Origin of the sequence: Lysinibacillus parviboronicapiens, from assembly GCF_003049605.2 — a bacterium.
GTDB lineage: Bacteria > Bacillota > Bacilli > Bacillales_A > Planococcaceae > Lysinibacillus > Lysinibacillus parviboronicapiens.
The window spans coordinates 3,328,782-3,351,910 of record NZ_CP073713.1 but is presented as its reverse complement, the minus strand read 5'-3'; the positions used below and the strand labels follow the sequence as shown (position 1 = coordinate 3,351,910).

The window sequence follows — 23,129 nt, the reverse complement described above, 5'->3', positions numbered from 1 at the left end:
TCTCTACTACAGTAGATGACGAGCTTTTTTTGAATGCTTTTTAATATATTCAAAGATAAAGGCGACGGTTGCAGGGATAAAGGCGGTTAATGATATAAACAGTAAAGATAAAAATAAATTATCTGCAATCCATGGGATATTGCCGAGTGCAAAACCTGAAAACAGCCAAACGATTGTCCAAATCAGTGCTCCTAGACAATTGTACATTAAAAAATATTGAAAATTATAGGAAGTAAAACCACTTACAAACGGTACAGTCGTGCGCATTAATGGCACAAAACGGGAAAATGTAATCGCAATTTTACCATAGCGTTCTAAAAAATTTGTAGCCTTTAAAATTGTCTTATCCGGAATAAAGCGAAGTGGAGAAAATCGCCACGATTTTAATTTTGCCTTATTTAAAAACTTTCCGATTGCATAGTTTTGTGCATCACCTAGAATAGTTGCAATGAAAAATAACAAAAATAACAACCAAACATTTAAATGACCAATTGCAGCAATTGTACCACTGGCAAAGACGGTTGAATCACCTGGGAGAAAAGTTAATAAGATAAATGCTGTTTTGGCATAAATGATGAGAAATAACACTATATACATAACGATACCGTATTCAACAATATAGCGATATAATTCCGTGTCAATTGTTTTTAAAAAGGTCAGGGTTTTTTGCATAATAGGAATGTCCTTTCTGCATTATTCTTCTACTTGTCGATCAGATGTTATAAGAGACAAATATTTTGCTAAATGAGCAATAGGTGTCTCGTCGATAAATGATGTCTCCGTTTCATTAGCTTTTAAAATATTTATTTCCTTATTTAGACGTTCCATTTTACGATCAAGTTCAGCTGCTTGAAGTGCTGCATCTTTTAGTTCTGTACGAATATGTGTAGGAACCTCTTTATTATACTTATAGTAGATTTTATGCTCTAAGCTGGCCCAAAAATCCATCGCAATCGTGCGGATTTGAATTTCACAATAGACTTTTTCCATCCGATCAGACATGAATATAGGAATCTTTATGATGAGATGCAAACTTTGATAGCCATTTTCTTTTGGCTGGGCAATATAATCTTTTACATCAACGACTTCAATATCACTTTGCGCCTGAAGCATAGCACTCACTTTATAGATATCTTCCACAAATGAGCAAGTAATACGTACGCCAGCTATGTCACGAATATTTTCACGAATAGCGTCTATTGAAGGTTGTAATTCCTTTTTCTTCACTTTTAACAAAATACTTTTTGGTGATTTTATGCGAGTTGAAACATGTTCAATTGGATTGTACTCGTGAATGAGTTTAAATTCTTCTTTTAATATATTTATCTTCGTCTCAATTTCATTCAGGGCAAATTTATAGCCTAAAAAGAAGCGCGTTAGTTCTGTTTGGAAGCTTTTTAAGGTAGTTGTTTCAAGTTCGTTTTTCATATAGTGTTAAATCCTTTCATGATAAAGTGAAACAATTAGTAGTGGGAGTCCCACCTGTAGTGAATTAGTGACTCGAGCTTTATGAGTTAGCATATGTTTGAGGGATATACAGGCTTTCTCACTAGTAAGCTTAACAAAACTTAGATGAAATGAGAAATAAGCGCTCCAATCAGGAAAACCTATCTTCAACAGAGAAGATAGGTTTTTCTAGTATTATACGATAATTTTGGCATTTAAGTTGTAACGTTTATTAAACTCTTCGACAAAAATTTGTAAATCAATATATGTGCCGATATAAGGTTCGTTTTCTTGATCACGTAAAAAACCACATGTCGCTTTTAATGATTTGGAAAATTCTAACAGCATTTGTTCGTTATCAAGTTGTACTTGTAATGAAAGAGAGTCATCAAAAGTATTTACTTTAAAATACTTGCCATCAATAATTCGCTCTAAATTGGTTTCTGTGAATGGAAAAACATACTCTTTATATATTAATTTCATAATACCCCGCCTTTTTTACAATAGTTTACAACATCTGAATAAAGTAAATCTCCACCAAAGATAGATAAGGCACTGCCAATTGTCACATGGAGCTTACCATTCGCAATGTCCTGAAATTTTTTCAAATCGTCTAAAGAATGAACCCCTCCTGCGTAGGTGGTTGGTATCGTAGTCCAGGCGGCTAAATCACGTACTAAGCTTTCTTGCATTCCGTCTTTTTTTCCTTCTACATCTACAGCGTGAATAAGTAGTTCATCACAAAAACTTTCAATATATGCAATTGAATCAGCATTCACTTCAAAATCGCTAAACTTCGTCCATTTATCTGTTACAACAAACCATTTGCCATCACGCATACGGCAGCTTAAATCGATGACAAGATGTTCTTTCCCCACAGCTGTTACTAATTGCTCTAGGCGGACAAGATCGAGCATTCCATTATGGAAGATGAACGAAGTGACAATCACATGTGAAGCACCTGCATCAATATATTGTTGTGCATTTTTAGCGTTTATGCCACCACCAACCTGTAAACCACCAGGATAAGTGCTTAAAGCTGCAAACGCGGCTTCTTCGTTTCCACTACCAAGCATAATGACATGACCACCTGTTAACTGGTCTTTCGCAAACATCTTGGCATAATAACTAGAACTATGAGTAGAAATGAAATTTTCAACAACTTCTTGATCTTCATGTCCTAATGTACTGCCAACAATTTGCTTCACTTTGCCATCGTGTAAATCGATGCAAGGTCTAAATTCCAATTGTTCCACAATCCTTCCCGTACTACACATTCATTCTTTATATCATAGCATGGAAATTGTTAAAATAGCGGTCAATTGTCATTTGTCAAAATAATGTTAAAAGATTTTACGGATTTGCAAGTTAAATCGATATTTTTAGGCATGCTGTGGTAAAATAAAAAGATTGAAATGAACGAGAAAGGACGAACGAAAAATGGCAGAAAATCTTGATTTATTTGAGCTAAATAAGTTTTTTATTCTCGGACGTCCTATCGTCTCAATTTTTCATAATGCGCAAAATATGTATTCCATTGTCCGTGTAAAAATTCAAGAAACAAATTTACAATATGACGATAAAGAAATTATTGTAGTTGGCTATTTTCCTCCGCTTCAAATGGATGAACAGTATCGATTTACTGGAATTTTGAGACAACATCCAAAATATGGTGTACAATTTCAAATTGAGACGTTTGCAAAAGAAGTGCCTGCGACTGAACAGGGGATTGTCCATTACTTATCGAGTGACTTATTTGTTGGAATTGGCAAAAAAACAGCCGAAACAATCGTTGAAAAACTTGGTGCAAATGCATTACGCCTTATTTTAGAGGACCCAAATGCACTCGATGTCGTACCTCGTTTATCTGCTGATAAAAAAGAGGTTATTCATCGCACGATTGAACAAAATCTTGGCTTAGAACGTGTCATGATTCAACTTAATGAATGGGGCTTTGGACCACAGCTCGGAATGAAAATTTACCAAACATATCGTACGGAAGCAATAGCGTTATTAACAGAAAATCCGTATCGTCTTATTGAAGACATCGAAGGTGTTGGATTTTTACGTGCCGATGAACTGGGTGCAAAATTAGGTATTACCGGCAGTCACCCTGACCGTATTAAGGCAGCAATTTTACACAACTTAAATACAGCTGCACTTTCAGATGGTCATGTGTATTTAGATGCCGAACATGTATTACCACAGGTAAAGGACATGCTCGAACAAAGTCAACGCGAGGAAATTCCTTATGAGACGATTTCTAAGGCGTGTATTGAAATGCGTGAGGACAGTAAAATTTATGGCGAAGAGACTAGGCTTTATTTGCCATCCTTATATTTTTCAGAGGTCGGCATCGCCTCTAAAATTTTAGCGTTAACTGAACGGAACAGTAAGGCTGAGCATTTTAGTAAGGATGAGATTCGCAAGGCAATTGGCGAAACAGAAGAGTTTCTAAACGTCACATATGCAGAAACGCAAGCATACGCGATTGAACAAGCCCTCAATTCCGCAGTGATGATTTTAACTGGTGGACCAGGGACAGGGAAAACGACCGTTGTACGAGGTGTCGTTGAAGTCTACGCAAAGCTACATGGGCTATCACTGAACCCAAAAGAGTATGCACAAAAAGAGGAACCGTTTCCCATTATTTTATGTGCGCCGACCGGACGTGCAGCAAAACGTCTTTCAGAGTCGACAGAGCTCCCTGCTATGACAATTCATCGTTTATTAGGGTTTACAGGACAGGAAAAAGAAGAAGAAACCGAGCGTGAAGTGACAGGCAAGCTTATTATTGTAGATGAAATGTCAATGGTGGATACATGGCTTGCACATCAATTATTGAAGTCGTTACATGAGGATGTACAGGTAGTATTTGTAGGGGATCAAGATCAGTTGCCTCCAGTAGGTCCGGGACAAGTGTTAAAGGATTTACTAGCCTCTCAGCAAATTCCTACTGTAGAATTAACAGATGTATATCGTCAGGCTGAAGGGTCTACAATTATCGAACTTGCCCATCAAATAAAGCGCGGAACGATTCCCAACGATTTAACAGTGAAAACATCAGATCGTTCGTTTATTAAAGCCTCCTCAGAACAGGTGGCAAATGTTGTTACACAGGTTGTCAAAAGTGCTGTAGCAAAAGGCCAAGAAATTCGCAATATTCAAGTACTTGCGCCAATGTATAAAGGACCAGCAGGAATTGATAATTTAAATAAAATGATTCAAGAGTTGATTAATCCCAATGATACGGGTTCAAGGAAAGAACTTGTCTTTGGCGATGTAACGTACCGCATAAAAGATAAAGTACTTCAGCTCGTCAATCAACCAGAGAGCAATGTCTTTAATGGCGATATGGGCGAAGTAATTAGTATCATTAAGGCAAAGGAAACAATTGAGAAGCAAGACTTACTCGTTGTGTCTTTCGAAGGAATTGAAGTTACCTATCAACGCAGTGATCTAAATCAATTGACGCTTGCCTATTGTTGCTCTATTCACAAATCACAGGGCTCTGAGTTTCAAACTGTTATTATGCCCGTCGTGCGAGGCTATTCAAAAATGCTACGTCGTAATTTGTTATATACGGGCATTACACGCGCGAAAAATTTCCTGATTTTATGTGGGGAGCCTGATGTACTAGCAGGTGGCTTACAACGTACAGACGATTTACAACGTTTTACCTCGTTGCGTGCTCGACTTAATCCGATGGAAGCAACTGAGGCAATAGTTGAGGTAGTGGAAGCCTCGCTAACTGAAGAAGAAACATTGCAGGAAGAGAAACAAACAATCCCTGCGAAACTCACGGTAGACACGATGCCACATATTCATCCAATGATTGGAATGGATGGTGTTTCACCGTATGAATTTATGGATGACATTACTTAAATAAAAGATTTATGAGGTGAAGAAAGTGAAACGCATCGTTTTATTGCTCCTATTTATGCTGTTTTTACCATTTGCGCAACAGGTACATGCGAATAATACGGTTATTCAGCTAAATGAGGAAGCAACTGTCTTTGATAATCGTTCAGGCTCACTTGTACAAGTGGGAACATTATCAGCTGGACAAACCTTTGTTGTAACAAAAGATTACGGAGCCAATTGGTGGCAAATTCGTTGGGGCGGTAATTATGGCTATGTTGATAAACGCTATACAACTGTTGTACCAACAACTACGTATAAAAATACCGTGCCATCAGTTGTAAAGATTAAAGATTATATAGTGGCAACAAGTGTCACACCGATTTATGATAATACTGGCAATAAGCTAGTACAGTTTGCAACCTTGTCTGAAGGTGCTAGTTTCCCTATCTATAGTAGGATGGGCAGTTGGTACGGCATTGCTGTGAACGGACGACTAGGGTATGTACATAGTAAGTTAGTTGAAGAAGAAAAAGGCGAAGAGACAACGGATACATCGTCGAAACCGACTGAAAAGCCTACACCAACATTACCAAGTAAACAAAATGGCTATATTGAAGCGTTAGAAAACACAATACTTTATGATTTACGCCGTGAAAATCATGTGATGGCCATAGCTACTTTATTAAAAGGTCAACAGTTAGAAGTGACAAATACGGAAGACGCGACATATGTACAAGTACGTTGGGGCAAAACATTTGTCTATGCTGAAAAATCGAAAGTGAAATTCGTTCATACACCTGCCTATAAAAATTTAGGAAATGATAAAGCAGTACAAAATAAATATTTCATTCCTATTTCTGAAAATAACGATATTTATGATCGTTCTTCAGGCAGTTTAAAACCATTTGCGAAACTTGATAGCAATCGCCGTTATCCAATTTTGCGAAAAGAAGCAAGCTGGTACGTGACGACACTTGGAGGACGTGAAGGCTATATTCACAGCTCAAAGGTAGCATTAGATCGAGGCGTACCTGTGATGATGTATCACCATTTCTTAAAAGACCATGAGCTTGGCCGCTTTAAAAATGTTAGTACCACGATGACAGATGTGCAGTTTGCCAAGGAAATGCAGTATTTAAAAAGCAAAAACTATGAAACAGTCAGTACAGATGAATTATTACGTTTTATGCGCAATGAAATAACATTGCCTGCTTATTCCATCGTCTTAACATTTGATGATGGTTTATTATCAACACGTGAATATGCATATCCTGTGCTAAAAAAACATGGTTTTCAAGCAGCGCAATTTTTAATTACGTATCGTAATGAACATTCGTCAATGGAGCAAATGTTTGATTATACAGACTTACAAGCTATTTCCCTTCAGGATATGGCTAATATGCAAGATGTCTTTACGTATGAGTCACATACGTATAACTTACATGATATGGTAGGTAACAAAGGAAAGATGCTGCTTATTCCATATCATGAAGTGGTACAAGATTTAAAACGTAGTTTAACTATTATTCCGGATGCCAAGGCATTTGCCTATCCGTTTGGTCAATATAATTCCAACACGATTTATGCTGTAAAAGAAGCTGGATTTTCAATGGCATTCTCAACAATGCCTGGCTATAACAATCCATATGATGATGTCTATCAAATTAAACGTTTGTATAGCGATCAAAAAACATCCTTTGCACAATACCAAAAAATGGTCTCTCCAATTGCACAATAGCTAATTCTGAACTGAACTACTATTAGATGGTGCTCACCCAGAAAATAAAAGGTTTCGGGAATGCCAAACATTCCTGGAACCTTTTGCTTTTCTCTGTGGTTTTTCTAGTACACACGCGTATGGCATACACCCAGTTAACGAGGGAGGAGTCTTTTTTTGGTGAAAAGCAAACGCTTCTTCAAAAACATCATTATGCTTTAATTACCGATAGCGCAAAAACAAACCCGCATCCTCGTGATAAGATGCGGGTTTGTTGTGTAGTAGTTTAGATGTTAGCAATGTTCAGAATACAAGAAATTAGTGTAAGCCGATTAAGTGATGTTTGACAACTTCATATGCTTGGCAAACATTATTGAATTGGTCTTTTTCTTCTGCAATTATGTTAGAAGCGATAGAGAATAATAAGTTTTCTTCGTTGTGATCCTCCATGCTGTTCATTAAAGCCGCTTCCATTTTAGCTACATAAGAAATGATTTGAGAATTCATGTATATTTACTCCTTTTTTGGATAAAAAGTGTATTTGTTTTGTTTACGATGTTATCATACACCCATCTGTACTAAAAATCTAGCAAGGTTGTACTAATCAAAAAAGTTTTTGGATGAATGTGACACAAACATGAACTTGTTTTAAAAGTGCTTACTGGAAGCGTTTTCTTCTAATATGACTGATAAATCATACGAATGCTAAATTTTTTAACTGTATTTAAAAAGTAATACAGATTGTTATTTTTAGTCACTGATATAATACAGATTGATGCGTTGAGGAACAGATTATGGTGAAAAATCATATATTAATAAGTAAAAAACATAGGTATCAATTAGGGGTGAATGTATGCCAGCAATTACAGGACAGCAATATATTGATCGTATTGATGCATTGCAAACGTATATATCGTTAGATGGAGAAATAATTAAGGGAAAGATTTCAGAGCATCCAGCGTTTAAAGGTGTTATACAGAGTCAAGCAAGACTCTTTGATTTGCAATATGATGAAGCGGTACATGATAGTATGACCTATGTATCACCAACGACTAACGAGAGGGTGGGCATGTCTTTCCTTCAAACTGTGACGATTGAAGATTTAACGAAAAGACGTCATGCGGCTCGAGAGTGGGCCTTATGTAACCATGGTTTTATGGGAAGAAGTCCTGATTATATGAATACCACACTCATGGCTCTAGCATCAGCTGCGGAATATTTAAAAGATAAACCTAATTGTTTTCCTGATCATCTGCTTAATTTTTACGAGTATGCCCGTGAGCATGATCTGACAATGACTCATACATTTATTGAGCCACAAGTAAATAGGCAAAGATTTTATTATGAAGATGAAGAATTAACAATTGCAGCTAAAATTGTGGATAAAACAAAGAATGGTTTAGTGATTAAAGGGGCAAGGTTGCTTGCGACACAAGGTGGAATCACAGATGAGCTCCTTGTATTATCGACAAATGGCTATGACGAAGGCAAAGGATTTGGTTTCTCGATTCCAAGCAATACTAAAGGCTTGAAATTTTTATGTAGGCAGTCCTTTGTGGGTGGTGAATCAACTTTCGATCACCCGTTAAGCGCCCGTTTTGAAGAAATGGATGCTATTGTGGTCTTTGACAATGTAACAGTGCCTTGGGACCGCGTGTTTTATTTTGAGAATGTGGAAGTCGCTAATAATTTTATGAATGTTAGTGGTTTCCAAGCATTCACTTTACATCAAGTGTTGTCACGCCAGATTGCCAAGACTGAATTTGTATTAGGTGTTGTGCAAACAATTGTAGATACGATAAATATTGGCGACTATCAGCATGTTCAGCACAAGGTTGTTGAAGTCATTGTAACATTAGAAACGATGAAGGCTTTACTGCTAAAGTCAGAAATAGATGCCAAGCGAGATGCTTTTGGCTTCATTAGACCCGATCAGCCAACATTGCAAGTCGCGATTCAAATTTTCCCTAAAGTATATCCGTCCTTTACGGAAATAATCCAGTTGCTTGGAGCGAGTGGATTAATGTCGATTCCGAGCGAAAAAGCATTTGTAGCGGATGATGGTGACTTCGAACATTATTTACAATCCTCTCGTGATGGTGGGGAGGAGCGTGTGAAAAAATTCCGTCTTGCCTGGGATTTAACGATGAGTAGCTTTGGCACAAGGCAAACTTTGTATGAACGCTATTTCTTCGGTGATCCTGTACGCTTGTCGAGCATGCTTTATCAATCTTATAATCGAGAAAATTTAGTGAAACGGGTGGAAGATTTTTTAAGTGAAAATTAAATAATGGTAGTCAGTAAATCATTATTGATAATTTGATCAAGTGAAGACATAGAAAAAATATTTGATTATATGAAGTGCAAAAGAGCAAGAGAAGTCGATAGTGATTTCCCTTGCTCTTTTCCTTATAGTGTAAATGTACGTACTTCTTCTTGTAATTCTTCTGCGTATTTTTCGAGTGCTTCAGCAGTCGCAGCGATTTCTTGCATAGCAGATGCTTGTTTAACAGTCGCCTGTGCCATTGCCTCTACCTCATCTTTTGAAGAAAGTGAAATGTCTTCTATCACTTTCATGTCTCCTACAACTTGATGACTATTAGCAGATATCGTTTTTGATTTTTCTAATACATCATGGAGCTGATCATTAATTTCTTCAATGAATGTTTTCATTTCATGGAAGTTCTCTTCAGTTTGTGTAAACATCTGTAATCCTAAAGTCACTTCGCTATGGCTTGTATCCATTGATGTTGCTAGTTTTGATGCCTCTCGTTGGATAGCTGTAATTATTTGACGAACTTGTGAAGAGGAGTGGTTCGTTTGCTCGGCTAACTTCCGTACTTCATCTGCTACAACTGCAAACCCCTTACCATGCTCGCCTGCGCGTGCTGCTTCAATGGCAGCATTTAGTGCCAACAAATTCGTTTGTTCAGATATCGATGTAATAACCGCTAAAATTTCGTCAATTTCTTTGACATAGGTATTCACCGTTGTAATGTCCGTTGAAAGCTCGTTAATTTTGCCCTCGATTGTTCTCATTTGTTTTTGAGTAGATGCAACGACATTTTGACCTATATCAGCAGTTGCTTCAGCTTTTTCAGCTTTTTGAGTTAAGATATTGGTGTTTTCGTAAATTTGATGAATGTCATTTGAAACTTGCTCTAACGTATCAAAGCTTGCTACTAATTTGGCAGTTTGCTTGTCGATACCTTCAGAAACGGCGATGGCAGCCTGTGACACCCGTTCTGTAGCACGTGAGTTTTCGTCTGTAACTGCACTTAATTCCTCTGAGGAAGCAAGTAGTGAAGTTGATTTTTCGTGAATATGTGATAATACATCACGTAGTGAATCACTCATTTTTTGAAAGGCTTTACCGAGAACGCCGATTTCATCTTTTTTCTTGCTGACCACTTTTGCACGTAAATCACCTGCACTCATCGTTTTAGCTGCATTGATCATAGAGCCTAGTGAGCGTGTAATTGTACGAATTATGACATATAAAATGACACCGAAAAATGCTATAGAAAGACATACGACGATGAATGTAGAAATAAATATAGGTTTTGTCGCATTAGATATTTCACTTTTTGACATCGCTCCACCTACATGCCATCCGGTTAATGCATTTTGTTGTACAAACATTTGCTTTTCTTCATTATCTAATCGGTAGTTAATAAAGTTGTCTGTGCCTTCTAACATCGCTGATGCCCAAGACTCATCTGAAATATCTGCACCAACCTTTATTGTTGGGTGTGAAATGATTGCTTGATTACGACTTACTAAAAATGCATAACCTTCATTGCCAATATGTATGGTACCGATTAAATTTGCTAGCTCTTCCATTTTAAGATTGACAGCAAAGACACCATCGGCATTTTTAATTTCTTTGGAAATCGTCACAACCCAGTCACCTGTTGAAGCAGATTCGTGTGGGTCAGATATAACAACTTCTCCTTGTGCTTCAATGGCGTTCTTGTACCAATCCCGTGTACGTGGATCGAAATCCTTTTTTCCAGATAATCCAAGATTAGGAACTTGAATCATCTCCCCATTCCCAGTACCAATAAACGAAGAAACAAGCCCTTTACTCGTATCGAAATATTGCTGCATGCTTTGTAGCAGGATAGTGCGTTCTTCTTGGGATAAAGTTGCCTCTGTTAATGAGTTGCCAAAGTAAGTCACATCTTCTACAATCGGTTGGATATGTTTATTGATAAATTCATCGACAACCGCAACGTTTTGTGAGGCACTTGTATGCATAGTATCGTATATTTCATTTTTTGCGACTGAATACGACGTTATAGCGATAAGTAGGCTCGGAATGATAAGTGCGAAGAAAAAAGTTAAGCCTAATTTTTTTCCAATCGTCATTGTTGTCATATGTTTCTGCTTGTGCATAATTATCCTCTCCTTGTTATAGTGTATCTTTATAGCGAGATACTATTTTAAGTATAACTTATTTTTATTGATAAAAAATGTATATTTTGGGAACGTTTAGACTGACGGAGTGGGGGGAATTACATGGACTATAAGAAGATTTCAACTTCAAGAAATGAACGCTTCACTGTTGGGGTAGACTATAGTGGACTTTAACAAAATTGTAGTTAGATCAATCATGTCAATGGAGAGAATAGTTTAAAAGATGGTAAGTGAACGCTAAATTAACCGTACATTGAAAAATTTCAAATAGTAGTTTATCTTTTAAAAACGGCTGTTGTGAAAGTATTTTAGCTATTCAATAATGGGATTATATATAGAAAATCTTCACAGTAATTCTTTGAGCAGTATTTACTTTAAAACAAGATGAACGTTGACACTCTTTGCAATCTTTTTTATAATTTATTGTATAATAGTAAAAACGAAGATGGAACAAGTACGTATTTGTACGTGGACAAGAAAGGGATTTCTAGGCTGGAAAAATCCTCACGACTAACAAATGCCGAAAGCTACTCCAGAGTGCAGCTAATCACTGCCGTTCACTTACGTTACAAGTGCTTGAGAGGTAAGTAGGTTATACTTACAACTAGGGTGGTACCGCGAGATAATAACAAGTCCTCGTCCCTTTTTTGGGGATGAGGGCTTTTTTTGTTTATTTAGCGGATTCATCTTTGTAATTTTACGTAGATAAGAGGAGGAACTTTCCACATGAAAGCAGCAGAAATTCGACGCATGTATTTAGAATTTTTTAAAGAAAAAGGACATCATCATGAGCCATCAGCACCACTTGTACCTATCAATGACCCATCGTTATTATGGATTAACTCAGGTGTTGCAACACTAAAACCTTATTTTGATGGTCGTATTATTCCTGACAATCCACGTATTACAAATGCACAAAAATCAATCCGTACGAATGATATAGAAAACGTCGGAAAAACAGCTCGTCACCACACATTCTTTGAAATGCTTGGAAACTTCTCAATCGGTGACTATTTCAAAAAAGAATCCATACATTATGCATGGGAGTTTTTAACAGATAAAAAATGGATGGGCTTTGATCCAGAACTATTATCAATTACAATTCATCCAGAAGACCAAGAAGCGTATGCTGTATGGCATAACGAAATTGGCATTCCAGAAGAGCGTTTAATCCGTCTAGAAGGGAACTTCTGGGATATTGGAGAAGGTCCATCAGGTCCGAACTCAGAAATTTTCTATGATCGTGGAGAAGAGTATGGCTCAGATGAAAATGATCCAGAAATGTATCCTGGTGGTGAAAATGAGCGCTATCTTGAAATTTGGAACTTAGTGTTCTCTCAATTCAACCATAATCCTGATGGCACATATACACCACTGCCAAAGCAGAATATTGATACAGGTATGGGTCTAGAGCGTATTGTTTCAGTGATACAAAATGTTCCAACAAACTTTGATACAGATTTATTCATGCCGATTATTGAAAAAATTGAACACGTCGCCAACCGTCAATATAAACGTCCAGGCGAAGTGGAATTAAGTGAAATTTTCGGATCTGAAGAAGACATTAACACACCGTTCAAAGTCATTGCTGACCATATTCGTACAGTAGCGTTTGCAATAGGTGATGGTGCACTTCCTTCAAACGAAGGTCGCGGCTATGTTTTACGTCGTTTACTACGTCGTGCAGTTCGCTATGCAAAACAAATTGGTATCGAAAAACCATTTATGTTTGAATTAGTACCAACTGTTGGTGAAATTATGGTTGATTTCTATCCAGAAGTAACAGAGAAATGTGAATTTATCCAACGTGTTATTAAAAATGAAGAAATTCGCTTCCATGAAACATTAGATGGTGGTTTAGCAATCTTTAACGATGTCGTTGAAGCTCAAAAATCTGCGGGTCATGACTATATTCCTGGTGCAGATGCATTCCGTTTATATGACACATACGGATTCCCAATTGAACTAACAGAAGAATATGCGGAAGAAGTGGGCATGAAAGTAGACCATGAAGGATTTGAAGCTGCAATGGAGGAACAACGTGAGCGTGCACGTGCCGCTCGTCAAGATGTAGACTCTATGCAAGTACAAAACGAAGTACTCGCAAACTTAACAGTGGCAAGTGAATTCGTTGGTTTCGAAACATTAACTGTAGATACAGAAGTTGCGGCGATGATCGTTAACGGCCAAGTGGCAAAAGTGGCTTCGGAAGGCCAAGAAGCGTTAGTGGTATTAGCAAAAACACCATTCTACGCTGAAATGGGTGGACAAATTGCTGACAGTGGTGTCATTTCTAATGATAGTTTTACTGCAATTGTCAAAGACGTACAAAAAGCACCTAATGGACAACCTTTGCACACTGTAATTGTGGCATCTGGCGAAATGCATGTTGAAGATGCAGCAAAAGCGGTAGTTAATCGTGATGAGCGTAATCTAATAATTAAAAACCATACAGCTACACATATTATGCAACGTGCATTAAAAGATGTTTTAGGCGACCATGTAAATCAAGCTGGTTCATACGTGGGTCCTGATCGTTTACGTTTTGACTTCTCTCACTTCGGCCAAGTAACAAAAGAAGAATTACAACAAATTGAACGTATCGTAAACGAAAAAGTGTGGGATGATATTGAAGTCGTGATTGAAGAAAAAGGTATTGATGAAGCAAAAGCAATGGGAGCAATGGCATTATTCGGAGAAAAATATGGCGATGTTGTACGTGTTGTATCCGTTGGTGACTACTCTATTGAGCTTTGCGGTGGTATCCACGTAAAACGCTCTTCTGAAATTGGTTTCTTCAAAATTGTCTCTGAAGGTGGTATTGGTGCGGGTACTCGTCGTATTGAAGCAGTTACTGGTAAAGTTGCCTACGAAGCCGTAAAAGAAGAAGAGGCGTACTTAAACGATGCAGCAACATTGCTAAAAGCAAATCCAAAAGATATTGTGACAAAAGTACAAGCGCTCCAAGCCGACTTTAAAGAATTACAACGTGATAATGAAGCACTATCACAAAAAATAGCGAACGCACAAGCAGGAGCGATCGTGGACGCAGCACAAACAATTGGTGATGTAACAGTGCTATCTACTAAAGTAGAAGCGAAGGATAATAATCAATTGCGTCAAATGATGGATGATTTAAAAGTAAAAATGACGAAAGCTATTGTCGTTTTAGGTGCTGTGGATGGCGATAAAGTGATGCTTTGTGCTGGCGTAACAAAAGATTTAAATGGTGGAAATTATCACGCAGGAAATATCGTGAAAATGGTCGCAGAAGCTTGTGGCGGTAAAGGCGGCGGCCGTCCAGATATGGCAATGGCAGGAGCAAAAGATGCATCAAAACTTGAAGAAGCTCTACTTTCTGTGTATGATTACGTTAAATCCATTTAATTAATCCGCCAAATCGGTTATAATAAAGAGAAATTGGAGATGAGCTTCTTTGCACATCTCCTTATTTCTGAAAGCGAGGTGCTGGTCATGAGTTCATTTGATCAAACGATGAAATTTAATTTTCCAGAAGAATCAATGGAACAGGAAGTCAAGCAGGTAATGTTGAAAGTACATTCTTCATTAGAGGAAAAGGGATATAATCCTATCAATCAGATTGTCGGTTACTTACTTTCTGGTGATCCGGCGTATATTCCTCGCCATCAGGATGCTCGTAATTTAATTCGCAAGCTTGAGCGGGACGAAATTCTAGAAGAGCTTGTTAAATTTTATATCAAAAAGAATAACGAGGACTAGAAATGAGAATTATGGGATTAGACGTTGGGTCGAAAACTGTGGGCGTTGCAATTAGTGATGCACTTGGCTGGACGGCACAAGGTATTGAAACCGTAAAAATTGATGAAGCAAATGGCGTGTTCGGCATCGACCGTATAGCCGAGCTAGTGAAGGAATACACGATAACAGAATTTGTTGTAGGATTCCCGAAAAACATGAATAATACGGTAGGACCGCGTGGAGAGGCTTCTGAAAACTATAAAAAGTTATTAGAAGAAACATTTTCTCTACCGGTCAAGCTATGGGACGAGCGATTAACAACGATGGCTGCAGAGCGCATGCTAATCGAAGCGGACGTGAGTCGTAAAAAGCGCAAGCAGGTTATTGATAAAATGGCTGCTGTGATGATTTTACAAGGCTATTTAGATAGCAAAAATTAACTGATGGGGTGACAGACATGGCACAAGAGCATAACCATGAAGAAGAATTACATGTACAACATATTACAGTGATTGATGAAAGTGGAAACGAGCAACTTTGCGAAGTTATTCACGTACACGAGTCTCCTGAATTTGGCAAATCATACGTATTTTATGCAATGGTAGGCGCTGAAGAAGATGAAGAAGGTTCTGTTGAAATTTTCGTATCTTCATTCGTACCATCTGAAAACGGCGAAGATGGTGAATTAACACCTATCGAAACGGAAGCAGAATGGGATATGGTGGAAGACGTATTAAACGCTTTAGAGGACGAAGACGAAGAATAATCGTTTTTCTATTTAAAGTGTGGGAACAAGGATGGCAATGTGCGGTCCTTGTTCCTTTTTTACTGTGTTCATTCGTGAAGAGAAACCTCTACTGAACATAGTTATTTTATGGTGATAGCTTCAAGATCGCACCATTCGACAATTTCTCTGCTCAAAGTATGAGGACGTAATTTTGATGTTGTTTAAGACAATTGTTTTGAAGAAGGAGTGATGTTTGAATGAACGAAGAAATACAAGAGTTTATGATAATAGGTAAGGATGGCAAGGAGCAAAAATGTCGTGTAGTCTTTACATTCGACGCGGAAGAAAAATCCTATGTACTGTTTTCACTAATTGATGCAGATGGCAATGAAATTCCCGGCGATATCTCAGCCATGACGTTCGACTATGATGACAACAATGGAGAAATGACCAATTTACAGCCTGTTGAAACAGAGGCAGAGTGGGAAATGATTAATGAGGTTGTTTTAACACTGCTTGATGAATTTGAAGAACAGCCACAACTTATTACAGTGACAGATGAAGAAGGTAATGATCAAGTGTGTGAGGTAATTCATACGTTTACATCAGAACAATTTGCTAAATCGTATGTGCTCTACGTCCCTGCGACGGACGAGCCAATTGAGGAGCGAGATATTTTTGCTGCGCAGTTTGTGCCAAATGAAGAAGGCTATATTGAGGAATTACTACCAATTGAAACAGATGAAGAATGGGCATTTGTGGAAGATATATTAAATGAATTATAAATGAAACTCTGAGTGGCGATATGCTATTCGGAGTTTTTTTGACGTTTTAGACGTAAGCCTAATTGAAAATTTCTATCGTATCACTAAAAGTTTTCTATCTACAAACGTAAAATGTGTATTTTTAATTTAATATTTGTCATTAACGAGAAAATAATTGATTTTCGTGATTTTTACGTTCGTGATTTTTTAATTGTAAGGAAAAAATAAGATAAAGTGGCATTGACCAATTACGAGTAAACAGATAAGATTTGTTTAAATAAAAATAAGAAATTTCAAATTATTTGATTTTTTGAGAGTGAATTTTATATGTGCAAGAATATTCTATTTTTTATTTCGTTATAAAACCAAGTAAATTTATTTACAAAGGGGGATATTGGATTGACGAAATTAGGGGTATTGTTAGTCAGTGTGTTAGTGATTAGCGTATTAGCAGGTTGTGCTGCATCAGGTGAGGCAAGTAAGGATGAAACGGTCACATTAAAAGTAGGGGCAGCAAGTGTACCTCATGCACAAGTACTGGAATATTTGGCAGATGATATAGCAAAAGAGGGTGTGAAATTAGAAATTTCTATTTTAAAGGATGCCGTACAAACAAATCAACAAACAGCAGACGGTGAATTGGATTTCAATTATTTTCAGCACATCCCATTTTTAGAGCAGACGAATAAAGAAAGCCATTTAGATTTAGTAAGTGTAAAAGGTATTCACATTGAACCGTTTGGTGTGTACTCAAAAACAATCGATCACATAGATGATTTACCACACAATGCAAAAGTAGCGGTACCAAATGATGTCGTCAATTTTTCTCGTGCATTATTATTGTTTGAGAGCAATGGTCTGATTGAATTAGATGATGCAAAGCAAAATGATTTTACAGTCGAGGATATAACAAAAAACGAAAAAAATATTCAATTTATTGGGGTGGATTCACTGTTTTTAGTTCGTTCATTAGACGATGTAGACGCATCTGCCATTAATACGAATTATGCCTTAGAAGGGGGCTATAACCCTGTGAAGGATGCACTCATCATTGAAGATTCACAATCACCATATGTCAATATTATCGCCACGACAAAAGATAAAAAGGATGATGCTGCCATTCAAAAAGTTGTCAAATGGTTGACAAGTGATAAGGCGCGCCAGTTTTTTGAAGAACAATATAAAGGTGCTGTCGTTCCAGCTTTTTAACATACATTTTGCAAAATTATAACGGCAAAAGGTTCACTGACAAGGAGGTAAAAATGCATGATTGAATTTATCGAAACGACGAAGGAATTTCAGGTAGGGCAATCCACTGTGAAGGCCCTGAATCACATCAATTTGACCGTTCAGAAAGGGGATATATTTGGCGTTATTGGTTTTAGCGGAGCTGGTAAAAGTACCTTGATTAGAACCGTAAACTTATTGGAAGAGCCAACAGCAGGTCAGGTTCTTGTAAATGGCATAAATCTTACTTCGTTGAGTAAAAAGCAATTACGAGAGGAAAAGAAAAAAATCGGGATGATTTTCCAACATTTCAATCTTCTCAACTCTAAAACGGTTTTTGAAAATGTGGCGATGCCATTAGAGTTAGCTGGTACCCAAAAAACAATAATTGAATCTCAAGTAAGCGAGGTATTAGCATTTGTTGGCCTAGAAGATAAGGCCAATCGTTATATAGACGAATTATCAGGTGGTCAAAAGCAACGGGTCGGGATAGCGCGTGCCCTTGTCACAAAGCCCAAAATTTTATTGTGTGATGAAGCGACAAGTGCGCTTGATCCACAAACGACAAAATCCATTTTAGAGCTATTAAAGCGTGTCAATATTGAGTTCAGTATTACAATTTTAATGATTACTCATGAAATGGAAGTAATACGCGACATATGTAATCGTGTTGCAGTCATGGAAAACGGTCAAATTATTGAAGAAGGGAATGTACTTGACATTTTTTCAGCACCGAAGGAAGACACAACTAAAAACTTTGTGCAATCAGTCGTACGTGATGACATTCCTCTGTCAATCTATGAGCAACTTAAAGAAAACAATGGCTAAAAACGGGTTTATAACATGAAATTTATCGGAGTGGATGTTGGGCAACCGGTCGTCTCGCAGGTGGCAAAGAGATTCAATGTCGATGTAAATGTACTGTTTGGTAATATTACTGAGCTACAAGGTATACCTTTTGGACATTTAATCGTCGAACTTGTGGGTCCTAAGGCAGAAATACAAAAGGCTTTTTTATATATTCAACATAAAAATATTCAGATGGAGGAGGTCAGTGCACATGAAGGTGAGCGCGCAAATCATTATCGACGCAGTGTTGGATACGCTGTACATGGTTAGTATCTCGTTATTTTTCGGAGCTATCTTGGGCTTTATTTTAGGCATTACATTGGTTGTAACAAGAAAAGGACATATTTTGGAAAATAAATTATTCTTCTCTATCGTGAATCCTATTGTAAATACGCTGCGCTCCATTCCCTTTATTATTTTACTGGTTGCCATTATTCCATTTACACGTTTAATTGTTGGTACGGCGATTGGTACAACAGCAGCAATTGTGCCGCTTATTTTGCATATTGGACCGTATATTTCAAGATTAATAGAAAATTCATTACTTGAAGTGGATGAGGGCATCATCGAAGCAGCAAAGGCAATGGGGGCCTCTCCGTTTCAAATTATCCGTAAATTTTTGTTGCCTGAAGCTTTCCCATCATTGATTTTAAGTGTCACTACGGCCACTATTGGCTTAATTGGAGCTACAGCAATGGCAGGCGCAGTTGGTGGCGGTGGTCTTGGTGATGTAGCTCTAACATATGGCTATCAGCGCTTTGATAATGTCACGATTTTAGTAACGGTTGTGATTTTAGTTGTGCTCGTTCAAATTATTCAAAGTATCGGCAATAGCTTTGAAAGAAAACTAAGAAGAGTGTCGTAGAAGGGAAGTCTTACAATGAAAAAAATTCACGTTCTCCTAGGATTGCTTACATTGCTCTTTTTACTTGTAGCATGTGGGAAATCCGAAGAAAAGGATGTCGTAAAAGTGGGGATTCGCAGCTCAGAACTGAAAACATGGGAATATATAAAAGAACAAGCGGCGAAGGAAGACCTTGAGCTAGTACTCGTTACGTTCTCCGCACAATTCGATCCAAATCAAGCGTTAGCAGAAGATGAAGTGGATATTAATGCCTTTCAGCATGTAGCCTACTTAAATTTATTTAATACAAATAATGATACAGATTTACAGGCGATAGGTACGACGATTATGGCACCTATTGGTCTATATTCCAACAAATACAGCTCATTAGCGGATATCAAAGAAGGTGCTAAAATTGCTGTACCAAACGATCCGTCAAACTGGGGACGTGCATTGTTATTACTGCAAGAATATGATCTACTGACAGTTTCAGATGATTTTGATGGCAATGGTGGAGAGGACCGTATTAAAGACAATCCGAAAAATTTAACACTGTTACCTGTTGACGGTGCAACAACACCACGCGTTATGGAAGATGCAGATTTCGCGGTTATTAATAATGGTGTGGCAGTAGAAGCTGGCTTGCTTTTAAAGGACGCTATTATTCATGAGAATGAAACTGCAAAACCATTTATCAATGTGATTGTGGCAAAGGCCGAAGATAAGGACAATACCATATTGAAACAAGTTGTGGACATCTATCAACGTGAAGACACGGCGGATTTCATTCAAGAAATTTCAAAGGGGAATTATATTCCTGTAAAGATGTCATTGGAAGAATTAGCTTCATGGAAGAAGTTTTATTCATATTAAAAAGGGAGTGATGATTATGGTAAACAACAAGGAATTGAAGTTAGCGTTGTATTTAATAGGTGCAGGGATGCATGTTGCAGCGTGGAAACATCCGAAAGGGCAGGTAAATGCAAGTATTGATATTCAAGCATTGCAAAAGGCAGCTCAGATTGCGGAGAAGGGTAAATTTGATATTGCTTTTGTGGCAGACAGTTTAGCAATTAATCATGAATCTCATCCACATATTTTAAATCGTTTTGACCCACTCATTCAGATTACAGCTTTAGCGGCAGCAACGACAAAAATTGGTTTAGGTGCAACCGCATCTACAACGTATAGTGAGCCATATGTGTTGGCGAGACAGTTAATGTCTATTGACCATATAAGTAACGGTCGCGTTGCATGGAATTTAGTAACGACCGCCGACGCAACTGGTGAAACGGCTCAAAACTTTAGTCGTGATAAGCATTGGGAGCACGATCATCGATACGAACGTGCAGAGGAATTTATTGATGTCGTCCAGTCATTATGGGATTCATGGGAAGATGATGCTTTTGTTTATGATCGTCAAAATAACATTTTTTATCGCCGAGAGAAGGTCCATGAAACGGCCTTCAAAGGACAATATTTATCGGTAAAGGGTCCGTTAAATATCGCTCGTTCAGTACAAGGGCAGCCTGTTATTGTGGAAGCAGGTGCGTCGAAGCCTGGACAAAAATTGGCTGCACGGACAGCTGAAGTAGTTTTTGTACACTGGGATGATATAGAAAAGTCGAAGGAGCATTATCGTAATTTAAAGGCGCAACTTGCTCCATTTGGTCGTTCGGAAGAAGAGCTTCTTATATTACAGGGTATTTCACCGATTGTCGGTGATACGGAGGAAGAAGCCAATCGTAAGTACAATGAGTTACAAGCGCTGATAGATCCGTATGAGAGTTTGAAGTTTGTGTCAGGTTATATGGGTAATGTTGACTTTTCGAAGTATTCTTTAGATACACCAGCAATCGAAGTAGAATTCCCGAAGGTCAACAGTATTCAAAGTCATTTCTATGAACATTTAGACATTATTAAAAAAGAAAATTTAAAGGTTGGGGATTTATATGCTCGCCTATTCGGTCCGGCACGCCGTGATGCTTTTGTAGGGACACCCATTCAAATTGCCGATGAGATGGAGCGTTGGATTAAAGAGCATGCAGCAGATGGCTTTATGTTGCAATTCCCACTTTTACCACGTGATTTAGAGGACTTTGTAGAAAAGGTAATCCCCATTTTACAAGAACGCGGCATTTATCGAAAAGATTATACAGGTTCGACCTTGCGAGAGCATTTAGGGCTGAAAATACCTGAAAATCGATTTGTCAAAAGCAAGGTGACACCACAATGAGCGATGTTTTTATTCGCAATGAACGTGAACAACAGCTTGTACAATATGCTCGTGGCTTATCCACACAAATTGAAAAAACGGCAGCTACCTATGATGAACGTGGAGAATTTCCATTTGAGCATTTTAAAATTTTAGAAGATGCGGGTTATTTCCGATTAACAGTGCCGAAAAAATATGGAGGGGATGAAATTTCACTCTATGAACTGTTATTAGTTCAGGAGCAGTTAGCTCGAGGTGATGCTTCAACTGCACTGTCAGTCGGCTGGCATTTATTAACCTTTTTAAATGTTCGAGAGGCAAGGACATGGCCAGAACCAGTGTTTGCAGAACTGAGCCGTAAAGCGGTTGAGGAAGGATCGTTACTAAATATTATAAATAGTGAGCGTGGGAAGGGCAATATTTCACGCGGTAGCTTGCCTGGGACGATTGCTAAAAAAGTTAATGGTGGCTATATTATTTCAGGTGAGAAGGCCTTTGCTTCATTAGCGCCGATATTAAAGCAATTTACGATTATCGCCTATTTAGAAGAAGAAAATTTAACTGCGGAGTTTTTAATGACGAAAAACGAGCAGGTAGAAGTTCTTAATACATGGGATGCGATGGGCATGCGTGCTACTGGTAGTCATGATATTATTTTTCATGACACATTTGTGCCTGAAGAAGCATTATTATACCGTCATCGCCCGAATGAAGTGAATCGTTTTTTAGCAGATGGTCGGGTCTATTCACTAGAAATTCCAGCTGTCTATTTAGGTATTGCAGGGTCTGCCAGGGATTATGCGATTGACTGTGCGAAAAATACCTATTCATACAGTCTTAATAATACGATTGCCCATGCTAGTCATGTACAACAAAAAATTGGCGAAATGGAAGTGTTGTATCAAACAGCCAGACGTACTCTTTATAGCATTGCCTCGCAGGTAGAACAGATTCCAGCTATTAAGGAGCAATTAGCGGATGATGTGAGTATTGCAAAGTATATGATTTGTAATAATGTGATTGAAATTGTGACAAAAGCTATGCAAATTGTTGGTGGGCGTAGCATTTCGAAATCCAATAAATTGCAGCGCTTATTCCGGGACGTACAGTGCAGCCGTTTCAATCCACCTGCTGACGATGTGGTCATTTCACAACTTGCACAAGGCTTATTGGTGGACGAAAAACAAGGTGCTTTTCAATTATGAAAATCAGGTAATCTGCTGACAAAAGTGTCAGCAGATTTTTTTATGTGTGCTAATTCTCCTGAATTGTCGATTTCTGTTTGTCGTAAAAGTTGATTTCTAGTATGATATTGGATAGTGATAGGGGGGAAACCC

19 protein-coding genes, 1 pseudogene and 1 other annotated feature are annotated in these 23,129 nt (G+C 37.9%); of the genes and pseudogenes, 14 read left to right on the top strand and 6 right to left on the bottom strand.

All coding sequences use genetic code 11. The annotated features are described in order from the left end of the window. Positions 1–6: 6 nt before the first annotated feature. From C9J31_RS16220 to hisA, 4 genes are all read right to left on the bottom strand, one after another. On the bottom strand, positions 7–672 hold the full coding sequence (locus C9J31_RS16220) for a DedA family protein (RefSeq protein WP_107951090.1): 666 nt from the start codon (positions 670–672) through the stop codon (positions 7–9). Between the two features lie 21 nt (positions 673–693). Beyond that, the gene (locus tag C9J31_RS16215) at positions 694–1,428 is read right to left on the bottom strand and encodes a GTP pyrophosphokinase (protein ID WP_107951091.1); all 735 of its coding nucleotides are present in this window, start codon (positions 1,426–1,428) and stop codon (positions 694–696) included. A 213-nt stretch (positions 1,429–1,641) separates the two neighbouring features. Then, positions 1,642–1,929 carry a hypothetical protein gene (locus tag C9J31_RS16210; RefSeq protein WP_107951092.1) on the bottom strand — a complete coding sequence of 96 codons (288 nt, stop codon included), beginning with the start codon at positions 1,927–1,929 and terminating at the stop codon, positions 1,642–1,644. Then, positions 1,926–2,693 (bottom strand): phosphoribosylformimino-5-aminoimidazole carboxamide ribotide isomerase, encoded by a 768-nt coding sequence (hisA, locus tag C9J31_RS16205; RefSeq protein ID WP_107951117.1) that lies wholly within the window; start codon positions 2,691–2,693, stop codon positions 1,926–1,928. The genes C9J31_RS16210 and hisA overlap by 4 nt, the downstream gene beginning before the upstream one ends. Before the next feature lie 193 nt (positions 2,694–2,886). On the opposite strand from hisA, the gene recD2 reads away from it, so the two are divergent. Then, the gene (gene recD2, locus C9J31_RS16200) at positions 2,887–5,331 is read left to right on the top strand and encodes an SF1B family DNA helicase RecD2 (RefSeq protein WP_107951093.1); all 2,445 of its coding nucleotides are present in this window, start codon (positions 2,887–2,889) and stop codon (positions 5,329–5,331) included. 25 nt (positions 5,332–5,356) lie between these two features. Further along, positions 5,357–7,048, top strand: a complete 1,692-nt coding sequence (locus C9J31_RS16195) for a polysaccharide deacetylase family protein (protein WP_107951094.1) — start codon at positions 5,357–5,359, stop codon at positions 7,046–7,048. A 297-nt stretch (positions 7,049–7,345) separates the two neighbouring features. Here the strand turns inward: C9J31_RS16195 and C9J31_RS16190 are convergent, their stop codons facing one another. Further along, entirely contained in the window at positions 7,346–7,534 is a 189-nt protein-coding gene (locus tag C9J31_RS16190) for a hypothetical protein (protein ID WP_107951095.1), read from the bottom strand. Between the two features lie 346 nt (positions 7,535–7,880). Between C9J31_RS16190 and hpaB the strand changes: the two genes are divergently transcribed. After that, the gene (hpaB, locus tag C9J31_RS16185; protein WP_107951096.1) at positions 7,881–9,314 is read left to right on the top strand and encodes a 4-hydroxyphenylacetate 3-monooxygenase, oxygenase component; all 1,434 of its coding nucleotides are present in this window, start codon (positions 7,881–7,883) and stop codon (positions 9,312–9,314) included. A gap of 122 nt (positions 9,315–9,436) precedes the next feature. On the opposite strand, the gene C9J31_RS16180 is transcribed toward hpaB, so the two are convergent. Further along, a complete protein-coding gene (locus C9J31_RS16180) occupies positions 9,437–11,425 on the bottom strand; it encodes a methyl-accepting chemotaxis protein (RefSeq protein WP_107951097.1) in 1,989 nt (662 codons plus the stop codon). A gap of 454 nt (positions 11,426–11,879) precedes the next feature. Beyond that, positions 11,880–12,093 (top strand) — a binding site (T-box leader). Positions 12,094–12,172: 79 nt separating this feature from the next. On the opposite strand from C9J31_RS16180, the gene alaS reads away from it, so the two are divergent. The 11 genes and pseudogenes from alaS to C9J31_RS16125 all read left to right on the top strand — a co-directional run bounded on the left by alaS (position 12,173) and on the right by C9J31_RS16125 (position 22,997). Further along, a complete protein-coding gene (gene alaS, locus C9J31_RS16175) occupies positions 12,173–14,833 on the top strand; it encodes an alanine--tRNA ligase (RefSeq protein WP_107951098.1) in 2,661 nt (886 codons plus the stop codon). Positions 14,834–14,920: 87 nt separating this feature from the next. Next, positions 14,921–15,187 (top strand): IreB family regulatory phosphoprotein, encoded by a 267-nt coding sequence (locus C9J31_RS16170; protein WP_004226839.1) that lies wholly within the window; start codon positions 14,921–14,923, stop codon positions 15,185–15,187. 2 nt (positions 15,188–15,189) lie between these two features. Continuing rightward, complete coding sequence (ruvX, locus tag C9J31_RS16165; RefSeq protein ID WP_107924785.1) at positions 15,190–15,606, top strand: Holliday junction resolvase RuvX; 417 nt, start codon at positions 15,190–15,192, stop codon at positions 15,604–15,606. 17 nt (positions 15,607–15,623) lie between these two features. Next, complete coding sequence (locus tag C9J31_RS16160; protein WP_054767779.1) at positions 15,624–15,932, top strand: DUF1292 domain-containing protein; 309 nt, start codon at positions 15,624–15,626, stop codon at positions 15,930–15,932. Between the two features lie 218 nt (positions 15,933–16,150). Then, positions 16,151–16,678, top strand: coding sequence for a DUF1292 domain-containing protein (locus tag C9J31_RS24340; protein WP_107951099.1), 528 nt, complete (start codon positions 16,151–16,153; stop codon positions 16,676–16,678). Positions 16,679–17,056: 378 nt separating this feature from the next. Then, the gene (locus C9J31_RS16150) at positions 17,057–17,866 is read left to right on the top strand and encodes a MetQ/NlpA family ABC transporter substrate-binding protein (protein ID WP_202973817.1); all 810 of its coding nucleotides are present in this window, start codon (positions 17,057–17,059) and stop codon (positions 17,864–17,866) included. A 57-nt stretch (positions 17,867–17,923) separates the two neighbouring features. Continuing rightward, positions 17,924–19,003: pseudogene (locus C9J31_RS16145) on the top strand (methionine ABC transporter ATP-binding protein). Next, positions 18,945–19,598, top strand: coding sequence for a methionine ABC transporter permease (locus C9J31_RS16140; RefSeq protein ID WP_054767777.1), 654 nt, complete (start codon positions 18,945–18,947; stop codon positions 19,596–19,598). Before C9J31_RS16145 ends, C9J31_RS16140 begins: the two are co-directional and overlap by 59 nt. A 15-nt stretch (positions 19,599–19,613) precedes the next feature. Continuing rightward, positions 19,614–20,450: a MetQ/NlpA family ABC transporter substrate-binding protein gene (locus tag C9J31_RS16135; RefSeq protein ID WP_107951101.1), complete on the top strand. Its 837-nt coding sequence runs from the start codon at positions 19,614–19,616 to the stop codon at positions 20,448–20,450. Between the two features lie 16 nt (positions 20,451–20,466). Further along, complete coding sequence (locus C9J31_RS16130; protein ID WP_107951102.1) at positions 20,467–21,813, top strand: LLM class flavin-dependent oxidoreductase; 1,347 nt, start codon at positions 20,467–20,469, stop codon at positions 21,811–21,813. Continuing rightward, complete coding sequence (locus tag C9J31_RS16125) at positions 21,810–22,997, top strand: acyl-CoA dehydrogenase family protein (protein ID WP_107951103.1); 1,188 nt, start codon at positions 21,810–21,812, stop codon at positions 22,995–22,997. The genes C9J31_RS16130 and C9J31_RS16125 overlap by 4 nt, the downstream gene beginning before the upstream one ends. The last annotated feature ends 132 nt before the right edge of the window (positions 22,998–23,129 follow it).

Coding starts and splice junctions, on each gene's coding strand:
- C9J31_RS16220 (WP_107951090.1), bottom strand. CDS start 672: ATGCAAAAAACCCTGACCTTTTTAAAAACAATTGACACGGAATTATAT.
- C9J31_RS16215 (WP_107951091.1), bottom strand. CDS start 1,428: ATGAAAAACGAACTTGAAACAACTACCTTAAAAAGCTTCCAAACAGAA.
- C9J31_RS16210 (WP_107951092.1), bottom strand. CDS start 1,929: ATGAAATTAATATATAAAGAGTATGTTTTTCCATTCACAGAAACCAAT.
- recD2 (WP_107951093.1), top strand. CDS start 2,887: ATGGCAGAAAATCTTGATTTATTTGAGCTAAATAAGTTTTTTATTCTC.
- C9J31_RS16190 (WP_107951095.1), bottom strand. CDS start 7,534: ATGAATTCTCAAATCATTTCTTATGTAGCTAAAATGGAAGCGGCTTTA.
- hpaB (WP_107951096.1), top strand. CDS start 7,881: ATGCCAGCAATTACAGGACAGCAATATATTGATCGTATTGATGCATTG.
- C9J31_RS16180 (WP_107951097.1), bottom strand. CDS start 11,425: ATGCACAAGCAGAAACATATGACAACAATGACGATTGGAAAAAAATTA.
- alaS (WP_107951098.1), top strand. CDS start 12,173: ATGAAAGCAGCAGAAATTCGACGCATGTATTTAGAATTTTTTAAAGAA.
- C9J31_RS16170 (WP_004226839.1), top strand. CDS start 14,921: ATGAGTTCATTTGATCAAACGATGAAATTTAATTTTCCAGAAGAATCA.
- ruvX (WP_107924785.1), top strand. CDS start 15,190: ATGAGAATTATGGGATTAGACGTTGGGTCGAAAACTGTGGGCGTTGCA.
- C9J31_RS16160 (WP_054767779.1), top strand. CDS start 15,624: ATGGCACAAGAGCATAACCATGAAGAAGAATTACATGTACAACATATT.
- C9J31_RS24340 (WP_107951099.1), top strand. CDS start 16,151: ATGAACGAAGAAATACAAGAGTTTATGATAATAGGTAAGGATGGCAAG.
- C9J31_RS16140 (WP_054767777.1), top strand. CDS start 18,945: ATGAAGGTGAGCGCGCAAATCATTATCGACGCAGTGTTGGATACGCTG.
- C9J31_RS16135 (WP_107951101.1), top strand. CDS start 19,614: ATGAAAAAAATTCACGTTCTCCTAGGATTGCTTACATTGCTCTTTTTA.
- C9J31_RS16130 (WP_107951102.1), top strand. CDS start 20,467: ATGGTAAACAACAAGGAATTGAAGTTAGCGTTGTATTTAATAGGTGCA.
- C9J31_RS16125 (WP_107951103.1), top strand. CDS start 21,810: ATGAGCGATGTTTTTATTCGCAATGAACGTGAACAACAGCTTGTACAA.